Genomic DNA, 17,993 nt, shown 5'->3' with positions numbered 1-17,993 from the left:
CTTGCTGGCCGTTACGCCGCGTCCGCCCGCCGCGCCGCAAGGGCGCAGAGTCCAGATTGGCAGCATGGCAGGCCGGCTTGCGGATCGCTGGTCCCCTTCGCTGACGCCGGTTGCCCGACGCCGTTTCCACCCTTTCGTTCCATCGCTCGTATTGGCGATGCTCAATACGGTATGGATATTACCTAATGCGTCAAGCGTAATAATTCCGCAGTTGCTCAGTATGATCAAAAAGGGTGCCGCAGCGCAAAAAGTGACAGTTTTACGTCGGCATGTACGCCGTTTGACGTACGTCCGAACCGAGCGCAAACCTGGCACGACGGCGGTGCAGCAAATCGTCCGGAACGAATCAGGCGAATCGCCGGATCGGCGGAAATCGTGGGACGGCAGCAGGGTTGCACTGCTGTGGCCCACACCCGAGTGGGCATAAGGCCGTTATTACCCTTTTTTAAAGTCGTAATATTTTTCGATGGACAAGCGGGCGATCCGTGGTGATGCTGCACTGCGAAAGGGGATCGACTCGATGACCATCACGGCGACCAGCCTCCGAGCCAAGTTCGCAACCGCTGGAGTAATCGCAGCCGCGCTAGCGCTGGCCTCGTGTTCGCCCTCGGCGGCGCCGTCCGCCGCACCCAAGACCGAGTTCAACATCGGCTGGTCGATCTATGCCGGGTGGATGCCCTGGCCCTATGCCCAGCAGGCCGGCATCGTGAAGAAGTGGGCCGACAAGTACGGCATCAAGATCAACCTGGTGCAGGTCAACGACTACGTGGAGTCGGTCAACCAGTACACCGCCGGCAAGTTCGACGGCGTGACCGTGACCAACATGGATGCGCTGACCATCCCAGCCGCAGGCGGCAAGGACACCAGCGCGATCATCGTCGGCGACTATTCGAACGGCAACGACGGCATCCTGCTGAAGGGTGCCAACTCGCTCGCTGCGATCAAGGGGCGCCAAGTTTACCTGGTCGAACTGTCGGTCTCGCACTACCTGCTGACGCGGGGGCTGGAGACAGCTGGCCTGAAATCGACCGATGTGAAGACGGTCAATACCTCTGATGCGGACATCGTCGGCGCGTTCAACGCGCCCGACGTCAACGCGGCGGTGGCGTGGAACCCGCAACTTTCGGTGATGAAGGGTCAAGCGGGCGTTTCCGAGGTGTTCAGCTCGGCGCAGATCCCGGGCGAGATCCTCGACCTGATGGTGGTCGATACCGCCACGCTCAAGGCCAACCCCAACCTCGGCAAGGCGCTGGCGGGCATCTGGTATGAAACGATGGCGCTGATGCAGCGCCAGGACGCGCAAGGAAAGGCCGCTCGCGCCGCGATGGCCAAACTTTCGGGCACTACGCCCGAAGTGTTCGACCAGCAGCTGAAGACCACCTTCCTCTACGCCGATCCCAAGGCAGCGGCGGCGGCGGCCGATGCGCCGGCGCTGGTTTCGACGATGACCAAGGTGCGCGACTTCAGCTTTTCGAAAGGGCTGTTCAAGGGCGCCAGTTCCGCCGATGCGGTGGGCATGGCCTTCCCCGGCGCCAAGACGCTGGGCGATCCGGCACACGTCACGCTGCGCTTCGACGACAGCTTCATGAAGCTCGCCGCCGACGGCAAGCTCTGATCCGCCCAGTTCTGGCCCTGCCCTTCGGGAACGCAACAAGGACAAGACGATGCGCTGGGTAAATCGCCAGATACGGAGGAGCGACGCGGTCCTGCTGGGCGCGGTGCCGATCCTGCTGCTGATGCTGGTCTATCTGTTCCTGGCCGTGAGCCGGCACGCCGCGAACCCGTTCGACAAGATCCTGCCGCTGCCGCAGGGGATGGTGGCGGGCATGGTCCCGCTGCTGTTCCAGCCCGATCAGCTTTCGGGACAGTACGTGTTCTGGGCCGATACGCTGGCCAGCCTCGAACGGCTGGGCCTCGGGCTCGGCATCGCGACGTTGACCTCGCTGGTGATCGGGCTGGTGCTGGGCGTGCTGCCGCCGGTGCGTGCGACGATCGGGCCGCTGGTAACCGGCATCGCGGTGATCCCGCCGATCGCGCTGCTGCCGATCCTGTTTATCGCGCTCGGCCTTGGCGAGACGGCCAAGGTGGCGCTGATCGTCATTGGCATCACGCCGGTGATGGTGCGCGACATTGCCGCCTATGTCGGCAGCCTGCCGCGCGAACAGATCATCAAGGCGCAGACGCTGGGCGCCGGATCGTGGCAGATCATGCTGCGGGTGGCGCTGCCGCAGGCCCTGCCCCGGCTGATTTACGCGCTGCGTCTGGCGCTCGGGCCCGCCTGGGTGTTCCTGATCTCGGCTGAGGCGATCGCGTCGGACATCGGGCTTGGCTACCGCATCTTCCTGGTCCGCCGCTATCTGTCGATGGACGTGATCATTCCCTACGTCGCGTGGATCGCGCTGCTGGCGATCGTGATGGACGTGGCGCTCGCCCAACTGAGCAGGCGCGCCTTCCCCTGGGCCCACGGAGCAAGCCATTGAGCGCGCCGCAAACCCCCGCTCCTGCCGCCCCCGCTGCTTCGGCAGGGCCGATCCTTTCGCTGCGCGACGTGTGGGTCGAATACGGCGACAAGATCGTGCTCGAAAAGGTCGAACTCGATTTCGAGGCAGGATCCTTCGTGTCGATCGTCGGCCCTTCGGGCGCGGGCAAAAGCAGCCTGCTGCGGGTGATCCTGGGGCAGGAAGTGCCGACGCGCGGGCGCATCCTGCTCGATGGCGAACTGCTCAACCCCGAATGCGGGCCCGATCGCGGCGTGGTGTTCCAGCGCTATTCGGTGTTCCCGCACCTTTCGGCGCTGGGCAACGTGGTGTTCGGGCTGGAATGCGAGAAAGCGCCGCTGATGGCGCGGCTGTTCGGCACGGCGCGCAAGGCGGCCGAAGCGCAGGCGGCCGAGATGCTGGCCGCGGTCGGCCTTGGCGATGCCATGCACCTTTATCCCGCGCAGATGTCGGGCGGGATGCAGCAGCGGCTGGCGATCGCGCAGGCGCTGCTCAAGCGGCCGCGCATCCTGCTGCTGGACGAACCGTTCGGCGCGCTGGATCCCGGCATCCGCGCCGACATGCACGCGCTGATCACCCAGCTGTGGCGCGATTATTCGCTGACCATCATCATGGTCACGCACGATATTCGCGAAGCCTTCAGCCTGGGCACCCGCGTGCTGGCGCTCGACAAGCGCCGCCACGATCCGCACGCGCCACACCGCTTCGGCGCCACGGCGGTCTACGACCTTGCACTGCGCAAGTCTCCGGCAAGCGCAGCCAGCACAGCGGGCGACACGGCGCCGGCCGAACCGACGCAGAAAATTGCACAAGAGAGGGCTTCGGCATGAACAGCGAACCCACCAGCCTTGCCCGGCTGTCGATGAGCCTGCCGGGCGAACTGTTCCGCCAGTTGGACGTGATGGTCGAAGAGCGCGGCCTGCCTTCGCGCTCGCAGCTGATCGCCGAGCTGATCCGCCACGCGCTGGCCGAGCATGAGGCGCATACCCGGCCCGACGAGATGCTCGCCGGCACGATCACCATCGTCTACCGCGGCGATCGCGGCCGGGTGCGCCACCAGCTGGCGCAGACCCAGGGCGAATACCTGAAGGAAGTGATCTCCTCGCAGCACGTCTTCCTGGAAGACGACCAGTCGCTCGAGGTCCTGCTGGTGCAAGGGCCCGCCGTCCGCCTGAAAGAGCTGTGCGACGCGCTGCGCCGGGTGCGCGGTGTCCACCAACTCCAGCTCGTTACCACCACCGCTCTCCTGCCCCCGCTTTACGAGCCGGACGTGGCCGAGAGCAGCAATGGAGCCGTTGCATGACTGCCGTTCTCGACAATCCTCTCGCAGCGCGCGACCATGCCCGTGCCATGGCCGGCACCGTGGTAGAGGCGATGCCCAAGCTTCCGCCGGTCGCCTCGGACCTGCCGGCGGACGTCGATCCTGCCGACATCGTCTGGGAAGAGACGATCGCAGCGGGCGGCTATTCCACGCGCCGCCTGACGCGGGGCACGCGGTTGCGGCTGATCGACCTGAAGGGCGATGCCTGCGCGGGATTGCAGGTGTTCAACGCCGAGATGCCGAGCGAGCGGCTGAACGTGGCCGATACGGTCAAGGTGCAATGGAACGCCTACCTGGGTCCAAGCAAGCTGTTGCTGTCGGACATGGGCCGCGTGCTGCTGAGCATCCTGGACGACGATGCGGGCACGCACGATGCGTTCTGCGGCACATCGAATGCCGCCACCAACGAAGCGAAATACGGCGAAGGCCGCAACAGCGGCGCCTATCCCAACGGGCGAGACCGCTTTCTGCTGGGTGCAGCCAAGCACGGGCTGCAGCGCCGCGACGTGCACCCCTGCATCAACCTATTCAAGGGCGCCAAGATCGAGGCTGATGGCGCGATCACGCCGCAGATCGGCCCCTTCGTGCCCGGCCGGCAGGTGGTGCTGCGCGCCGAGATGGACGTCATCGTGGTGATCGCCAACGTGCCACACGTGCTCGATCCCCGGACCGAATGGACCGTGACCCCGCTGCGCGCGACCGCCTGGCGCGGCGCAGTGACGGGTGAGGAAGACCCGATCCGCAATGCAACGCCCGAAGGCCAGCGCGCCTTCTTGAATGTCGAAGATTACTTCCGCCGCTGAGAGGGAAGGACCAGAACCATGAGCACCGATCCCCATCTCGCCGGGCTTTCCGGCCCGGTCGTGCACGACTGCGTCGTGCCGGCGCGCGCGCCCTGGCTGCACCATGTCGCCGCAGGGCAGACGCTGCGCATCGTCGACCTGGAAGGCAACCAGGCGGTCGACTTCCTGCTCTATGCCACCGCCGACGATGCCGAACGCTACAGCGCGCAAGACACCGTGGCGGCGCAGGGCAACCTGTTCCTGCGCCAGGGGACTGTGCTGCGGTCGAACGAAGGCCGGCCGATGATGACCATCACCGCCACCGCGGTCGATTACCACGACACCATCGGCGGTGCGTGTTCGTGTGAATCCAATACGCTGCGCTATGGTCATCACACCAAGTCGGAGCATGCCTGCGTCGAGAACTTCCTCGAGGCGAACCTGATCGAAGGGCGCGGCAAGCGCGACATCGTTTCGAACATCAACTTCTTCATGAACGTGCCGGTGGAAGCCGACGGGTCGCTGGGGATCGTCGACGGCATTTCCGCGCCGGGCCTGACGGTCGACCTGCGCGCAGAGATGGACGTGACGGTGGTCGTGTCGAACTGCCCGCAGATCAACAATCCCTGCAACGGCTTCAACCCCACCCCCGTCCGGATGATCGTCACCGCATGAGCGCAGCAACCGCCCCAAAGCCGGCTTTTGACACGGTCCTGATCGCCAACCGCGGCGCGATCGCCACGCGCATCATCCGCACGCTGCGCAAGATGGGGCTGCGATCGGTCGCTGTCTATTCCGAAGCGGACAAGGATTCGCTGCACGTGGTGCAGGCTGACGAGGCGGTATGTATCGGCGGCGCACGCGCATCGGAAAGCTACCTCAACGTCGAGGCGATCCTGGCGGCGGCCAAGGCGACCGGTGCAGGCGCGATCCATCCGGGCTACGGCTTCCTGGCCGAGAACGTGGACTTCGCCGAAGCATGCGCGGCGGCCGGGATCGTGTTCATCGGCCCGACCGGCGACAACATCCGCACCTTCGGCCTCAAGCACACCGCCCGCGACCTAGCCGAGCAGCACGGGCTGCCGCTGGCGCCGGGCACGGGCCTGCTGACCGACGAGGAGGAAGCGGCGAAGGCGGCAGCCGAGATCGGCTATCCGATCATGCTGAAAGCCACGGCTGGCGGCGGCGGCATCGGCATGCGCGTGTGCGAGGACGAAGCCGCGGTGCGCGAAGGGTTTGCCGCCGTGGCGCGGCAGGGCTTGGGCAACTTCGGCGACGCAGGTGTGTTCCTCGAACGCTATATCCGCCGCGCGCGGCACATCGAGGTGCAGATCTTCGGCGACGGCCACGGCCGCATTGTCGCGCTGGGCGAGCGGGATTGCTCTTTGCAGCGGCGCAACCAGAAGGTGGTGGAGGAAGCCCCCGCCCCGCTGCTGCCGGCGGCGGTGCGCGCCGACCTGATCTCCGCCGCGATCCGGCTGGGCCAGGCGGCGAACTACCTGTCGGCAGGCACGGTCGAGTTTCTCTATGATGCCGAGCGTGAGGAGTTCTTCTTCCTCGAAATGAACACCCGCCTGCAGGTGGAACACGGCGTGACCGAGGAGGTCATGGGCGTCGACCTCGTCGAATGGATGATCCGGGGCGGCGCGGGCGATTTCGGTTTCCTCGACACCGATCCGCCCCGCGCGCATGGGCATTCGGTGCAGGTGCGGCTCTATGCCGAGGACCCCGCGCTCGATTATCGCCCGACCTCCGGCACGCTGACCGCGGTCGATTTCCCCGACGATATCCGCGCCGAAACCTGGTGCATGGCGGGAAGCAACGTCAGCGCGTGGTACGACCCGATGCTCGCCAAGCTGATCGTCCATGGCGAAACGCGCGAGGCGGCGGTCGCGGCGATGCAGGCGGCGCTCGATGCATCGCGGATCGACGGGATCGAGACCAACCTGCGCTGGCTGCGCGAGGTTGTGCGCTCGCACGCCTTCACCAGCGGCGAGGTATCGACCCGCGCGCTGCAGGACGTGGCCTATGCCCCGCGCAGCGTCACCATCGCCAGCGGCGGCACGGCAACGACGGTGCAGGACTGGCCGGGGCGGCAGCACTTGTGGTCGGTGGGCGTGCCGCCGTCAGGTCCCATGGACGACCAGTCCTTCCGGCTCGGCAACCGGCTGCTCGGCAATGCCGAAGGGACGGCGGGGCTGGAGGTAACGATCACCGGCCCGACGATGACCTTCAACACCGACACGCGCATATGCCTGATGGGCGCGGATTTCTCTGCCACGCTCGATGGCAGGCGGATCGGTCGGGGCGAGGCGATCGCGGTGCGAGCCGGGCAGACGCTGGCGCTGGGCCGCGCGGCCGGCGGAGGCCTTCGCGGCTATATCCTGTTCGAAGGCGGGCTCGACATCGCGCCCTATCTCGACAGCCGCAGCACGTTCGAGCTTGGCCAGTTCGGCGGCCATGCCGCGCGGCGGCTGCTGGCGGGTGACACGCTTCACCTGGGCGCCGAGCCACGCCAAGCGCCCCTGCCCTCCGCCACGCTGCCCGACATGGGCAACGAATGGACGCTGCGCGTGCTCTATGGCCCGCACGGCGCGCCCGACTTCTTTACCGACGGCGACATCGACACGCTGGTTTCGGCCGAGTGGCAGGTCCACTACAACTCCAACCGCACCGGCGTGCGCCTGATCGGTCCGAAGCCGCAGTGGGCGCGCAAGGACGGAGGCGAGGCGGGGCTGCATCCGTCGAACATCCACGACAATCCCTATGCCATCGGCGCGGTGGACTTCACCGGCGACATGCCGATCATTCTTGGCCCTGACGGGCCCTCGCTCGGCGGCTTCGTGTGCCCGTTCGTCGTGATCGCGGCGGACCGGTGGAAGATTGGGCAGCTCTCCCCCGGCGACAAGCTGCGCTTCTGTCCGGTGAACGCGGTGGATGCAGCGCTGGCCGACAGCCTGCAGCGGCGCCTGCTGACAAGCGGCGAGCGGCCTGACTGCGGCCCGGCGCGCCCGATCGAGACGCTGTCGCCGATCCTTTCGGAAATCCCCGAAGGACCGAACAACCCGCGCACGGTCTACCGCCAGCAGGGCGATCGCAACATCCTGGTCGAATACGGGCCGATCGTGCTCGATATCGAGCTGCGCATCCGCGTGCAGGCGCTGATGACCGAGCTGGAGCGCATGGCGCTGCCCGGCGTGATCGATATCGTGCCCGGCATCCGTTCGCTGCAGTTCCACTTCGACGGCGCGACGATGACGCAGGCGCAGGCGCTATCCACGCTGATCGCGGCGGAAGAGCGGCTCGGTGATCTGGAGGATTTCGCGATCCCTTCGCGCATCGTTCACCTGCCGCTGAGCTGGCGCGACCCGGCGACGATCGAGACGATCGAGAAGTACATGGGCGCGGTGCGCGACGATGCGCCGTGGTGCCCCGACAACATCGAGTTCATCCGCCGCATCAACGGCTTGCCCGATGTGGCGGCCGTCGAGAACCTGATCTTCGAAGCGAACTACCTCGTGCTGGGCCTCGGCGACGTTTACCTCGGCGCTCCAGTGGCGACGCCGGTCGATCCGCGCCACCGGCTGGTGACGACCAAGTACAATCCGGCGCGGACATGGACCCCGCCCAACGTGGTCGGCATCGGCGGCGCCTACATGTGCATCTACGGCATGGAAGGTCCCGGTGGCTACCAGCTGTTCGGTCGCACGATACAGGTGTGGAACACTCACCGCCAAACCGACGCGTTCATCGAGGGCAAGCCCTGGCTGCTGCGCTTCTTCGATCAGATCCGGTTCTATCCGGTGAGCGCGGAGGAGCTTGAAGCCTGGCGGCGGGACTTCCCCACCGGGCGGCGTTCGATCCGGATCGAGCCGTCCGAATTCCGCCTTGCCGACTATCGCGCCTACCTGAAGGACAATGCCGAGGCGATTGCCGCCTTCGAGGCACGCCGGCAGGCGGCGTTCGACGAAGAGCGCGCCGAGTGGCAGCGGCGCGGCGAATTCGATCGCGCCGAAGCGGCTGAGGCCGAGCCCGCCCCGGCCAGCGCGATCCAGGTGCCCGAAGGCGCCGACCTGATCGAAGCGCCGTTCGGCGGCAGTGTGTGGAAGATGCTGGTCGACGTGGGCGACACGGTGGAAGCCGGCGAAACGATCGCGATCATCGAGGCGATGAAGATGGAATGTCGCGTCGAAAGCCCCGGATCGGGCGTGGTCGCGGCGCTCTATGCGCAGGAAAAACAGGCGGTGCAGCCGGGAACGCCGATGCTGGCGCTCAAGGCCCTGGCCACGGTGGAGGAAGCATGACCACGCTGGACCGTCGCAGCGTTGCCGCCATAGCGCAGGCCGTGCGCAATGGAGGATCCTCCGCGCTCGCGCAGGCGGAGGAGACCCTTGCGCGGCTAGCCGCCTACGAAGCGGTGCAACCGCAGATCTGGATCTCTCGGGCGACCGACGAGGCCCTGCGCGAAGCGGCCCGCGCTATCGATGCGCGCGTGGCGGCGGGCGAGGACTTGCCACTCGCCGGGGTACCCTTCGCGGTGAAGGACAACATCGACGTAGCCGGGTTCGAAACGACGGCGGCATGCCCCGCCTTTGCCTATCGCCCAGAAGCGTCTGCAACCACGGTCGAGCGGCTGCTGGCAGCGGGCGCGCTGTGTGTCGGCAAGACCAACCTCGACCAGTTCGCGACCGGGCTGAACGGCACGCGCAGCCCCTATGGCGCGCCGCGCAATGCCTACAACCTAGCCTACGTCAGCGGCGGATCAAGCTCGGGATCGGCGAGCGCGGTGGCGGCGGGCCTCGTCGCCTTCGCTCTCGGCACCGATACGGCGGGTTCGGGCCGCGTGCCGGCCGCGTTCCAGCATCTGATCGGGTTCAAGCCGAGCAAGGGCCGCTGGAGCAATGCCGGGCTGGTGCCGGCCTGCCGCACGCTCGACTGCATCAGCGTGTTCACCAGCGACACCGCCGATGCCGCGCTGATCGACGGCGTGGTGGCCGGGTTCGATGCGGCCGATGCCTGGTCCAAGCCGCTCGCCGACATGCCGCGCAAGGCCAAGCGGATCGGCGTGCCGCGCCGCGACCAGCGCGCCTTCATGGGCGATGTCGATTCCGAATACTTCTACGACCGAACGATCGAAGCGTTCGGCGCCTTCGCCGAGATCATCGAGATCGACTATGCTCCGCTGCTGGAAGCGGCGCAGCTGCTCTATGGCGGGCCGTGGGTGGCCGAGCGCACCGCTTCACTCGAAACGCTGCTGCGCAGCGATCCCGATGCGCTTGACCCGACGGTGCGCGAAGTGGTGGCGCCGGGGCTGGAAATCGGCGCGGTCGAGTTATTCAACGGCATCTATCGGCTGGCCGAGCTGAAGCGCCATGCCGACCTGTTGTGGGAAGACATCGACCTGATGGTCTTCCCGACCACGGGCACGACCTACCGCGTGGCCGAACTGAAGGCAGCGCCGATCGCGCTCAACAGCGCGCTCGGTTACTACACGAATTTCGTCAACCTGCTCGACATGGCGGCCATCGCCGTGCCGGCGGGGACGCGCGGCAACGCAACCGGGTTCGGCGTGACGCTGATCGGCCCGGCCGACACCGACCGCGCACTGATCGAGGCGGCCGACGCCTACCTCGCGCAAGCACAGCTTCCACCCACACCCCCGCTCGATCTGGAGGGCCGCATGCAGACCGTCAAACTCGCCGTCGTCGGCGCGCATCTCAAGGACATGCCGCTGCACTGGCAGCTGACTTCGCGTGAGGCGAAGTTCGTCGAGGCGACGCAGACCGCGCCGACCTATCGGCTCTATGCCATGGCCGACAGCGTGCCGCCCAAGCCCGCGCTGGTGCACAGCGCCGATGGTGCGGCCATTGCGGTCGAAGTCTACGAACTGGGCGTGGCCGAGTTCGGCAGCTTCGTGGTCGAAGTGCCGCCGCCGCTCGCCATCGGCACGATGACGCTGGCGGATGGGACGAGCGTGAAAGGCTTCGTCGCCGAACCCCGCGCGCTGACCGGTGCCGAGGACATCACCCACCTCGGCGGCTGGCGCGCCTACATCGCGCAGAAGGCGTGACGGCGATGCGCGGGCTCAAGGCCGCCCTGCTCGCCGCCGCCGTGCTGGCGCCGCTTGCCGCCCATGCCGAAGACGCGCCACCAGCGCCACACGTGCAAGTGGTGCCGGGCTTTGCCGACTTCCTTGCGATCGACGGCAAGACCGTATGGGCGACGAACAAGGGCCGGGTCGAGCAGTGGTCGGTCAAGGGCAAGCTCGCCGAGGCACCGATGGGCCGGCCTTGTGGGGGCATGAGCGTCGCTTTCGGTGCGCTGTGGGTCGCCGATTGCCCCGAGAACGCCGTCAAGCGGATCGACCTGAAGACGGGCAAGCTGCTCGCGACGATATCGAGCGGTATCGCCAACCAGCGAGAGGGCGAACTCAACACCGTGACCGGCGCGGGATCGGTATGGATCGGATCGGACGCCGCGGGCAAGATCGCGCGGATCAATCCTGCCACCAACAATGTCGTCGCGACGATCCCGGTCGCCCCTGGATCATGGTATCTGTCGTTCGGGTTGGGCGCGCTATGGGCGGTGAGCGCGAAGGAGCAGTTACTTCAACGCATCGATCCCGCGACCAACGCGGTGACCGGCACAGCCGCACTGGGCAAGGCGCCGGGCTTCCTCGTTGCCGGCGAAGGCGCCGTCTGGGTTCAGGAACAGGGCGATGGCACCGTGGCGCGGGTCGATCCCGGGACGATGGCGGTGACCGCGCGGATCAAGGTTGGCGACAACCTGAAATGGGGCGACATCGATACCGGCGACGGCAAGGTGTGGCTGCGCACCACCGACGATCAGGAATATGTCGTGATCGATGCGGCAACCAACGCGATCCTGTCGCGGGTCGGCAAGCCGGTCGGCAGCGGGGCGCTGCGCTGGACGCCGCAGGGCGTGTGGACTTCGGCCCACGACGTCCACACGCTGACGTGGTGGCCGACGAAGTAGGGTGAGAAGGCCCTGCACCAACGCAGGGCCTCCAACAAGGATCAGCGCAGCGAGGCGACCCGCGTGCCGGTCTTTTCGGCAGCGGCCATGCGCGCTTCGATCTGGTTGCGCACATCGGCGGTCACAGCCGCGCGGCAGGCCTGAGCCTTGGCTTCGAGCGCGAGGTGGACGCCTTCGAGACGCTCGCCGCAAACCGCACGGGCGGCCGCGTCGAGGCGGATGGCCAGGCGCTGCTGGCCATCGGCAGTGGCGAGATCGAGGCCCTTGAGGTCGAGGATCGCCGCGTCCTTGGCGAACGGATTTGCGGTGGTGGTCTGCGTTGCGGCCGAAGCCTGCGTTGCACATGCGAACATGGCGATCGCCACGAAAGCCTTCTTCATCTTCATCTCCTGCGCGGAAAACACGCGCCGCTCTTCTGGCGGCTGCTATCCGTTGTATAGCGCCCGGCGATGAAACTTACAATATTGAAGGCTTATTTGTTGTTTTATTACTCCACTTCTGTCGGGTTATTACTTCGCCCGGACAACGAGCATGGCCAAGTCCTTGGGTGTGCCCAGCATTCCCACGGGAAGCCGGGCTTCGAACGCCTCGTCGGCCACAGCAACGGACAGCGTGCGGGCATAAGGCTCGGACCAGGCGCGCACCGTGGCAACCGGCAGGCGGGCGCGCCAGTGGCGTCCGCCCTCGACCGAGATGGCGTGATCGTTGACTGAGACCGGGCTCTTCGGATCGGCGCGGTTACCCTTCACCAGCAGGCAGTCTGCCGCGCCGCAGCGCACGAGCTTGGTTGCAGGTGCGTCGGCCAGCGCCGGGGTTGCCATGGCGACCAGCGCCAGCGCGGCGAGGAGCGGAAGGGGGCGTCGGATGGTCAAGGTGATCTCCTTCATTCGACAGCCACGCCGGCGGCCACGAGGAACTGGCGGACGGGTTCGAGAACTTCGGCATGGCGCTTCCAGCGAGCGACCGATTCCGCGTAGATCGGGCGACGGACCTGCGCCGCGCTCGGCGTCGAGACAGGCGCGCGGTTGGTGTGAAACGACAGGCACGCGTCGGACCAGTCGAGCCCGCAATGCGCAAGCAGTCGGCGGCTTTCGCCTTCCTGATCGGCAACCAGGCTTTCGTAGGACAGTTCGAGCACGCGGCCCGGCAGCGCCTTACGCCAGGACGCCATCAGGCGGTCGAAGCGCGCGTAGTAGGCAGCGGTATCGAGCAGGTCGTAGCTGTAGTCGTAGTAGCGCGAGCTGATCGCGAAGAGATTGCGGAAGTTGCTGAGCACCGTGTCCATCGGGTTGCGGCGCAGGCAGACGATCTTCGCCTTCGGCAGCGCGCGGGCGATCAGCCCCACGTACTGGAAGTTGCCCGGAAACTTGTCGATGAAGCGGCCTGCATCGCTGCGCAGGTGGGGCCGCGCGCGATCGAGATAGGCGCGCCCTATCGCGCCGAGGTCCGCTCTGGCGGCGGCCAGCACGGTTTCGGGATCGAGCACCATGCGGCTGCGCGTGGCTGCGGCCTGCTTGACGGCAAGCGGCATCGCCTGAAGCTCACCCGCGCTTTCGACGTCCGGGTGCGAGGAGAGGATGCGGTCGACGAGCGTGGTGCCGGTGCGCGGCATGCCGACGATGAAGATCGGCGCGTCGCTGGCGGGATCGGTGACGGGAGCCTGCGCCAGATTGCCCCAAGCGCTCTCGATCGCATCGAACACGGCGGCGTCGCGGGCAAAATCGTAGGGCAGGCTGCGGCGGTGTTCGCCATTGGCGGCGATCAGCGTATCGAGCGCCTGATCTGCCTCGCCAATGTCCTCAAGCTCCTTGGCCAGCGCGTAGCCCAGCAGCAGGCGATCGCGGCCATCGCGCGCGGCGGCGCGGGTCTGGCCGAGGCGGGCGACGTGATTGGCCTCGCGCGTTTGCTTGCGCAGGCTGGCAAGCAGATGGTGAGCCCGCGCGGCGGCGGGATCGAGCGTCAGCAGCGCTTCGAGCGCGGCTTCTGCTTCGCTCACGCGACCCAGGAAGTTGAGCGTGACCGCCTGGTTGTAGCGAAACTCGGTGTTGTCTGGCTCCAGCGCGACGGCGGCGTCGAAGTGGGCGAGCGCGGCGGCATGATCGCCCAGGCGGGCATAGACGCACCCCATGGTGTCGCGCGACAGAGCATCGGCCGGCAGCGCCTGTTCGGCGGCGCGCAACGTGGCGGCGGCATCGCCTTCACGGCGGACGAGGGTGTAGAGCTTGGCGAGATGGGCGCGGTATTCGCCCTGCGGATCGAGCGCGACGGCGCGTTCGATCGCGGCGATGCCGGCGCTGATCCCCCCGGTGCTCGATTCCGCTATGCCGAGGAGGAAGTGGGCTTCGGGGTTGTCGGGCTCGGCAGCGAGCAGCGCCTCCGCCTGATCGAACGTCGTGTCAAAATCGCCCCGCGCCAGCGCGCGCCTTGCCGCTTCAGCGTTCGCGGGGCGGGTCACAATCATGCCGCCGCTGCTCCTCCCGCTTCATTGGCGACCTGAGCGGAAGCGGCGCGCCCAGCCTTGTACCGCGCGATCAGCGGCTGGAAGGGGAAAATGGTCTGTTCCCAGATCGACAGGCGGCGGCGTTCGTCCTGACCGACCAGCACGCTTTCGCCTTCCTTGAAAGTGCCGAAGATCCGGTCGAACAGGATCATCGAGTTGCCGTAATTGCAGCGCGTGCTTTCGTAGTCGGTCGAATGGTGCAGGCTGTGATGGCGGATCGTGGTGAAGAAGAACGAATACCAGATCGGCGGGTTCGACTTCACGTTGGCATGCGCGAAGGTCGAAATCACGGCGGTGGTGTTGAAGCAGGCGAACAGTGCGGTCTGGTCGAAATCGAAGAAGGTCAGCACGCTGAGCGTGATCAGGAACAGCTCGATCGGATTGCCCACAGCCCCCTTGGCGGCGTTGAGCTGGGTAATGTGATGATGCGGCGCGTGCGTCAGCCAGAACGGCGTTACGTTGTGCATCAGACGATGCATCCAGTACTGGCCGAATTCGATGATCGATACGGCCATGACCACCTGCACCAGCCAGGGCAAATGGCCGACCCAGGTCGTGTGAATGCCGAGCGAGGTCTTGACCGCCTGCAGCGGGGCTTCGGCGAAAGTCTGCGTCATCCACGCGATGACCGTGGAACTGAGCACGACGTAATAGAGGTCGGTGAAGAACTCGCGCTTGTTCATGCGCCAGCCTTCGTGGCGTTCGAACACGAATTCGAGGCCGAGGACGATGATCGTGACCAGCGAGGAGCAGACCACCAATGTCCAGGGATTTGCGAGCAATGCCTTGGGGCCGTATGCCCAGAACAGCAGGAAAGCCGCCACCATTGCCGGTGGAATCAGGTTGACCAAAGTGGCTCTGGCACTGGCAAGCATTCTGCGACTCCCGATTTGGTTCGCAGGTTGCGTTGCGACGCGTCATGAAGACAGGCGTATTTATCCGATGAAAGGCATAGATCCGATCTATGATCTGTGCAGCGATCGTACCCGTCGGAAGACTTCGTCCCAGAAAAGCTGGGTTGCGGTGTCGCGCGCCGGATCGGTTCGAGCGAGCAGATAGATGTCGTAGGCCGGTTCAAAATCGGCATGGAGCATCGGCCACAGCGCGCCCTTGGCGACCTCCGCCTCCGCTGCGGCAACGGGCAGGAAGCCGATGCCGACGCCGAGTTTGATCAAGCGGCGCGCCTCGTTGATGTCCTCGGCCTGACCGCTCACCCGCGTGCCGAGGCGGTATCGGCGGCGCAAGTGGGTGATCAGTTCGATCTCGTCTTCGCCCGTCAGGACGAAGCCTTCGTCCTTCAGTTCGTGCAGGCGACTGACGCGATAGCCGAAATAGGGGCTGGAGCGCGAGCAGTAGAGCTGCTGCCTTTCGACCAGCAGCGGTTCGTACATCAGGCTGCCGCGCACGGTGCTGTCATAGCCGACCCCGATCTCCACCTCGCCCTGTTCGAGCGCGTCGAGCACCTCGCGCCAGGGGGAGACGCGGATCTCGATGTGGATCGCGGGGTTGCGGCGGTGGAAACTGGCGATCGCCTCGTCGAATTCGGGCGAGACGAGGCCCGAGACGATCTGGATGCGGACGAACCCTTCGACGCGCTTGGTCGCCTGCGCAATCTGGTGCGGCATCATCCGCGCGGCTTCGAGCATGTCCTCGCACAGGACCATCATGGCCTTGCCCGCCTCGGTCATTTCGACTCCGCTGGCGGTGCGGGTCAGCAGCGTTGCCCCGACGTGCTCTTCAAGGCGCTTGAGCGCTGCACTGATGCTCGGCTGTTGGCGGTTCAGCTGGCGCGCGGCAGCGCCGATGCCGCCGGCGCGCACGATGTCGACGAAAGTGCGCATCAGGTTCCAGTCGACCCGGCTGGCGAACTTGCGGTCGATCAGGGGGACGCGGTCACTCATGCCCCACAAATACCGCGACTTGACCGAAGGGCATAGATGAGATCGATGAAAAACATAAGAATGTCGCCAATGGCGTTATGACCCGGGCGGCCTATGGCGGTGGGCATGACCGAAACCGCCGTTCTCCCCGTGCTGGACATCACTCCGCTGGCGCACGGCAGCTTTGCCGAGCGAAAGGCCGTGGCCGAGCAGCTCGACCGTGCCTGTGCCGATGCGGGCTTCCTCTACATCACCGGAGCGCAGTTCGATCCGGCGGTGTTCGCCCGGGCTCTTGCGCGCGCCAAGGCCTACTTCGCGCAGGATGAGGCGGCCAAGATGGCAAGCTACATCGGCGGTTCGCTCAACCATTCTGGCTACGTTCCGGTGGGCGAGGAACAGTTCGCCAACGCCACGCCCGACCTGAAGGAGGCGTTCGACATCAATTGCGACTACCTTCCCACAGACGGGCGCCGGCCGCTGCTGGGACCGAACCTGTGGCCGGCGATGCCGGGCTTTCGCGAGGACGTGCTTGCCTACTACGAACACGTGACCGGGATCGGGCGGCAGATCTTCGGCGCGTTCGCCCTGGCGCTGGGGCTGGACGAGGATTTCTTCGACGCCCACACCCAGCACCCGCCCAGCCAGTTGCGGCTGATCCATTATCCCCATGATCCCGCCGCGCACGATCGCCCGGGGATCGGCTCGCACACCGACTACGAGTGCTTTACCCTGCTCCACGCGACGACGGCCGGGTTGCAGATCGTCGATCGCGACGGCGAATGGCTGGACGTGCCATTGCTGCCCAACTCGCTGATCATGAACATCGGGGACATGATGGAGATCATGTCGAACGGACGGTATGTCGCGACGCGGCACCGGGTGAAGAAGGTGGCGCAGGAGCGGTACTCCTTCGCGCTGTTCCATGCCTGCGACTATGATCATGTGGTGGCGCCCGTGGTGCGCGGGGAAGTTCCACGATATGCCCCACTCAAGTCCGGCGAGCATCTCTTCAACCAGACCGCGCAGACGTTCCGCTATCTCAAGGAGCGGGTGGCGCGGGGCGAACTTGTGCTCAACGATGCCGTGCCGCTCGACAGCTTCGGCCGCAACGTCGAAGCCGCGCGAGCATGAATTTAACGCAATTGCTGGATGCGCTCGGCCCCGTTGGCCGGCTTGAAGGCGTGCCCTTCCCGCCCCGCCTGCTGGGTGCATTCCGCCGCAAGAGCATCACCTTCTGCACCGGCGAGACCGACGAGGCGACGCTGGTGTTCTGGTTCCAGTCGGCAAGTTTTACCATCGACCTGCGGCTGTCACACGGGAATCGCACGCCGCTCGCCATGCGGCAGGGCTGGACCGGCGACACGCTGTGGGATGCGGCGCAGGCGCGCATGTCGTGGTCCGTTGCGCGCAGCTACGAGCCGCACGAGATCTGGCCCGAGCCTGCCGAGCTGCGCTTCATCGGCAATGCCGTGCTCGAATTCGCGCCGTCTGGCGCCTATGTCGAGGACTGGCGCCAGCTGGCGACGACAGGCCCGCTTCTTGGCCTGCGGCTGGTCGAGCTGGTCGACGCGGCAAGCGGCGCTGCCCACGCGATGGATGGAGGCCTGATCGTGGCGGGCGAACACATGGCGCTGGCCCGCTCGCGCCGGCCCGAGGTGGATGCGCGTATCGCGGCGGCAGGATCGGTCGGCGCGGCATTGGAACGCGGCGCAGCCAATGCGGATCAGATCGAGAGCTACGAGGTTTCGGTGGCGCTGGGTGGCGAAATTGTGAGTTACAGCACGACCAGCCGACGCGTTGGCCAACCACTGATGGAAGGCGGTTTCGCGATCGAAGCGGATGGCACGGTGACGCTGACCGATGGGGTCACCGGCGACCGACTGCGCTTCGTCGTTGACCTGCACCTACCCGGGTTCACGTTTGCCGCAACGTCCGACGCGAGCGCGGCGGCGCTCGCGTGGATCGAACGCGAGCGGCCGCACGTGATGCCGAACGGGCGCGTGGTGCGTTGACCGG

Annotated in this window: 16 protein-coding genes; 11 read left to right on the top strand and 5 right to left on the bottom strand. The window is 66.3% G+C overall.

Features of this window, described 5'->3' with window-relative positions:
• The first annotated feature begins 520 nt into the window (after positions 1–520).
• The 9 genes from HHL27_RS05085 to HHL27_RS05045 are packed head-to-tail and all read left to right on the top strand — an operon-like array spanning position 521 to position 11,597.
• On the top strand, positions 521–1,615 hold the full coding sequence (locus HHL27_RS05085; protein ID WP_169492307.1) for a putative urea ABC transporter substrate-binding protein: 1,095 nt from the start codon (positions 521–523) through the stop codon (positions 1,613–1,615).
• A gap of 49 nt (positions 1,616–1,664) precedes the next feature.
• Positions 1,665–2,480, top strand: a complete 816-nt coding sequence (locus HHL27_RS05080) for an ABC transporter permease (RefSeq protein ID WP_169492306.1) — start codon at positions 1,665–1,667, stop codon at positions 2,478–2,480.
• The gene (locus HHL27_RS05075) at positions 2,477–3,328 is read left to right on the top strand and encodes an ATP-binding cassette domain-containing protein (protein WP_169492305.1); all 852 of its coding nucleotides are present in this window, start codon (positions 2,477–2,479) and stop codon (positions 3,326–3,328) included. Before HHL27_RS05080 ends, HHL27_RS05075 begins: the two co-directional genes overlap by 4 nt.
• A complete protein-coding gene (locus HHL27_RS05070) occupies positions 3,325–3,801 on the top strand; it encodes a CopG family ribbon-helix-helix protein (RefSeq protein WP_169492304.1) in 477 nt (158 codons plus the stop codon). The genes HHL27_RS05075 and HHL27_RS05070 overlap by 4 nt, the downstream gene beginning before the upstream one ends.
• A complete protein-coding gene (locus tag HHL27_RS05065) occupies positions 3,798–4,622 on the top strand; it encodes an urea amidolyase associated protein UAAP1 (RefSeq protein ID WP_169492303.1) in 825 nt (274 codons plus the stop codon). The genes HHL27_RS05070 and HHL27_RS05065 overlap by 4 nt, the downstream gene beginning before the upstream one ends.
• Positions 4,623–4,640: 18 nt before the next feature.
• Positions 4,641–5,276 carry an urea amidolyase associated protein UAAP2 gene (locus tag HHL27_RS05060; RefSeq protein WP_169492302.1) on the top strand — a complete coding sequence of 212 codons (636 nt, stop codon included), beginning with the start codon at positions 4,641–4,643 and terminating at the stop codon, positions 5,274–5,276.
• Positions 5,273–8,905 carry an urea carboxylase gene (gene uca, locus HHL27_RS05055; protein WP_169492301.1) on the top strand — a complete coding sequence of 1,211 codons (3,633 nt, stop codon included), beginning with the start codon at positions 5,273–5,275 and terminating at the stop codon, positions 8,903–8,905. Before HHL27_RS05060 ends, uca begins: the two co-directional genes overlap by 4 nt.
• On the top strand, positions 8,902–10,671 hold the full coding sequence (gene atzF / locus HHL27_RS05050) for an allophanate hydrolase (RefSeq protein ID WP_169492300.1): 1,770 nt from the start codon (positions 8,902–8,904) through the stop codon (positions 10,669–10,671). Before uca ends, atzF begins: the two co-directional genes overlap by 4 nt.
• A gap of 5 nt (positions 10,672–10,676) precedes the next feature.
• Positions 10,677–11,597 (top strand): Vgb family protein, encoded by a 921-nt coding sequence (locus HHL27_RS05045; protein WP_169492299.1) that lies wholly within the window; start codon positions 10,677–10,679, stop codon positions 11,595–11,597.
• 41 nt (positions 11,598–11,638) lie between these two features.
• On the opposite strand, the gene HHL27_RS05040 is transcribed toward HHL27_RS05045, so the two are convergent.
• The 5 genes from HHL27_RS05040 to HHL27_RS05020 all read right to left on the bottom strand — a co-directional run bounded on the left by HHL27_RS05040 (position 11,639) and on the right by HHL27_RS05020 (position 15,998).
• Positions 11,639–11,977 carry a UrcA family protein gene (locus tag HHL27_RS05040; protein ID WP_169492298.1) on the bottom strand — a complete coding sequence of 113 codons (339 nt, stop codon included), beginning with the start codon at positions 11,975–11,977 and terminating at the stop codon, positions 11,639–11,641.
• Between the two features lie 129 nt (positions 11,978–12,106).
• Positions 12,107–12,469, bottom strand: coding sequence for a hypothetical protein (locus HHL27_RS05035; RefSeq protein ID WP_240959390.1), 363 nt, complete (start codon positions 12,467–12,469; stop codon positions 12,107–12,109).
• A gap of 11 nt (positions 12,470–12,480) precedes the next feature.
• Complete coding sequence (locus HHL27_RS05030; protein WP_169492297.1) at positions 12,481–14,058, bottom strand: tetratricopeptide repeat-containing sulfotransferase family protein; 1,578 nt, start codon at positions 14,056–14,058, stop codon at positions 12,481–12,483.
• Positions 14,055–14,972 (bottom strand): sterol desaturase family protein, encoded by a 918-nt coding sequence (locus HHL27_RS05025; RefSeq protein WP_169492296.1) that lies wholly within the window; start codon positions 14,970–14,972, stop codon positions 14,055–14,057. The genes HHL27_RS05030 and HHL27_RS05025 overlap by 4 nt, the downstream gene beginning before the upstream one ends.
• 87 nt (positions 14,973–15,059) lie before the next feature.
• Positions 15,060–15,998 (bottom strand): LysR family transcriptional regulator, encoded by a 939-nt coding sequence (locus HHL27_RS05020; protein ID WP_169492295.1) that lies wholly within the window; start codon positions 15,996–15,998, stop codon positions 15,060–15,062.
• 105 nt (positions 15,999–16,103) lie between these two features.
• Here HHL27_RS05020 and HHL27_RS05015 point away from each other — a divergent pair, with 105 nt between their 5' ends.
• Together HHL27_RS05015 and HHL27_RS05010 are read left to right on the top strand one after the other, a co-directional pair.
• Positions 16,104–17,108: an isopenicillin N synthase family dioxygenase gene (locus HHL27_RS05015; RefSeq protein WP_169492294.1), complete on the top strand. Its 1,005-nt coding sequence runs from the start codon at positions 16,104–16,106 to the stop codon at positions 17,106–17,108.
• Complete coding sequence (locus HHL27_RS05010) at positions 17,105–17,989, top strand: hypothetical protein (protein ID WP_169492293.1); 885 nt, start codon at positions 17,105–17,107, stop codon at positions 17,987–17,989. The genes HHL27_RS05015 and HHL27_RS05010 overlap by 4 nt, the downstream gene beginning before the upstream one ends.
• The last annotated feature ends 4 nt before the right edge of the window (positions 17,990–17,993 follow it).

Origin of the sequence: Novosphingobium olei (genome assembly GCF_012927405.1) — a bacterium.
In the GTDB taxonomy this organism is placed as follows: Bacteria; Pseudomonadota; Alphaproteobacteria; order Sphingomonadales; family Sphingomonadaceae; genus Novosphingobium; species Novosphingobium olei.
The sequence above is the reverse complement of the archived record's forward strand: the minus strand, read 5'-3'. Positions and strand labels throughout refer to the sequence as shown.

Excerpts from the sequence above, each read along its gene's own strand:
- HHL27_RS05085 (WP_169492307.1), top strand. The coding sequence starts at position 521 with ATGACCATCACGGCGACCAGCCTCCGAGCCAAGTTCGCAACCGCTGGA.
- HHL27_RS05080 (WP_169492306.1), top strand. The coding sequence starts at position 1,665 with ATGCGCTGGGTAAATCGCCAGATACGGAGGAGCGACGCGGTCCTGCTG.
- HHL27_RS05070 (WP_169492304.1), top strand. The coding sequence starts at position 3,325 with ATGAACAGCGAACCCACCAGCCTTGCCCGGCTGTCGATGAGCCTGCCG.
- HHL27_RS05065 (WP_169492303.1), top strand. The coding sequence starts at position 3,798 with ATGACTGCCGTTCTCGACAATCCTCTCGCAGCGCGCGACCATGCCCGT.
- HHL27_RS05060 (WP_169492302.1), top strand. The coding sequence starts at position 4,641 with ATGAGCACCGATCCCCATCTCGCCGGGCTTTCCGGCCCGGTCGTGCAC.
- uca (WP_169492301.1), top strand. The coding sequence starts at position 5,273 with ATGAGCGCAGCAACCGCCCCAAAGCCGGCTTTTGACACGGTCCTGATC.
- atzF (WP_169492300.1), top strand. The coding sequence starts at position 8,902 with ATGACCACGCTGGACCGTCGCAGCGTTGCCGCCATAGCGCAGGCCGTG.
- HHL27_RS05045 (WP_169492299.1), top strand. The coding sequence starts at position 10,677 with ATGCGCGGGCTCAAGGCCGCCCTGCTCGCCGCCGCCGTGCTGGCGCCG.
- HHL27_RS05040 (WP_169492298.1), bottom strand. The coding sequence starts at position 11,977 with ATGAAGAAGGCTTTCGTGGCGATCGCCATGTTCGCATGTGCAACGCAG.
- HHL27_RS05030 (WP_169492297.1), bottom strand. The coding sequence starts at position 14,058 with ATGATTGTGACCCGCCCCGCGAACGCTGAAGCGGCAAGGCGCGCGCTG.
- HHL27_RS05025 (WP_169492296.1), bottom strand. The coding sequence starts at position 14,972 with ATGCTTGCCAGTGCCAGAGCCACTTTGGTCAACCTGATTCCACCGGCA.
- HHL27_RS05020 (WP_169492295.1), bottom strand. The coding sequence starts at position 15,998 with ATGAGTGACCGCGTCCCCCTGATCGACCGCAAGTTCGCCAGCCGGGTC.
- HHL27_RS05015 (WP_169492294.1), top strand. The coding sequence starts at position 16,104 with ATGACCGAAACCGCCGTTCTCCCCGTGCTGGACATCACTCCGCTGGCG.
- HHL27_RS05010 (WP_169492293.1), top strand. The coding sequence starts at position 17,105 with ATGAATTTAACGCAATTGCTGGATGCGCTCGGCCCCGTTGGCCGGCTT.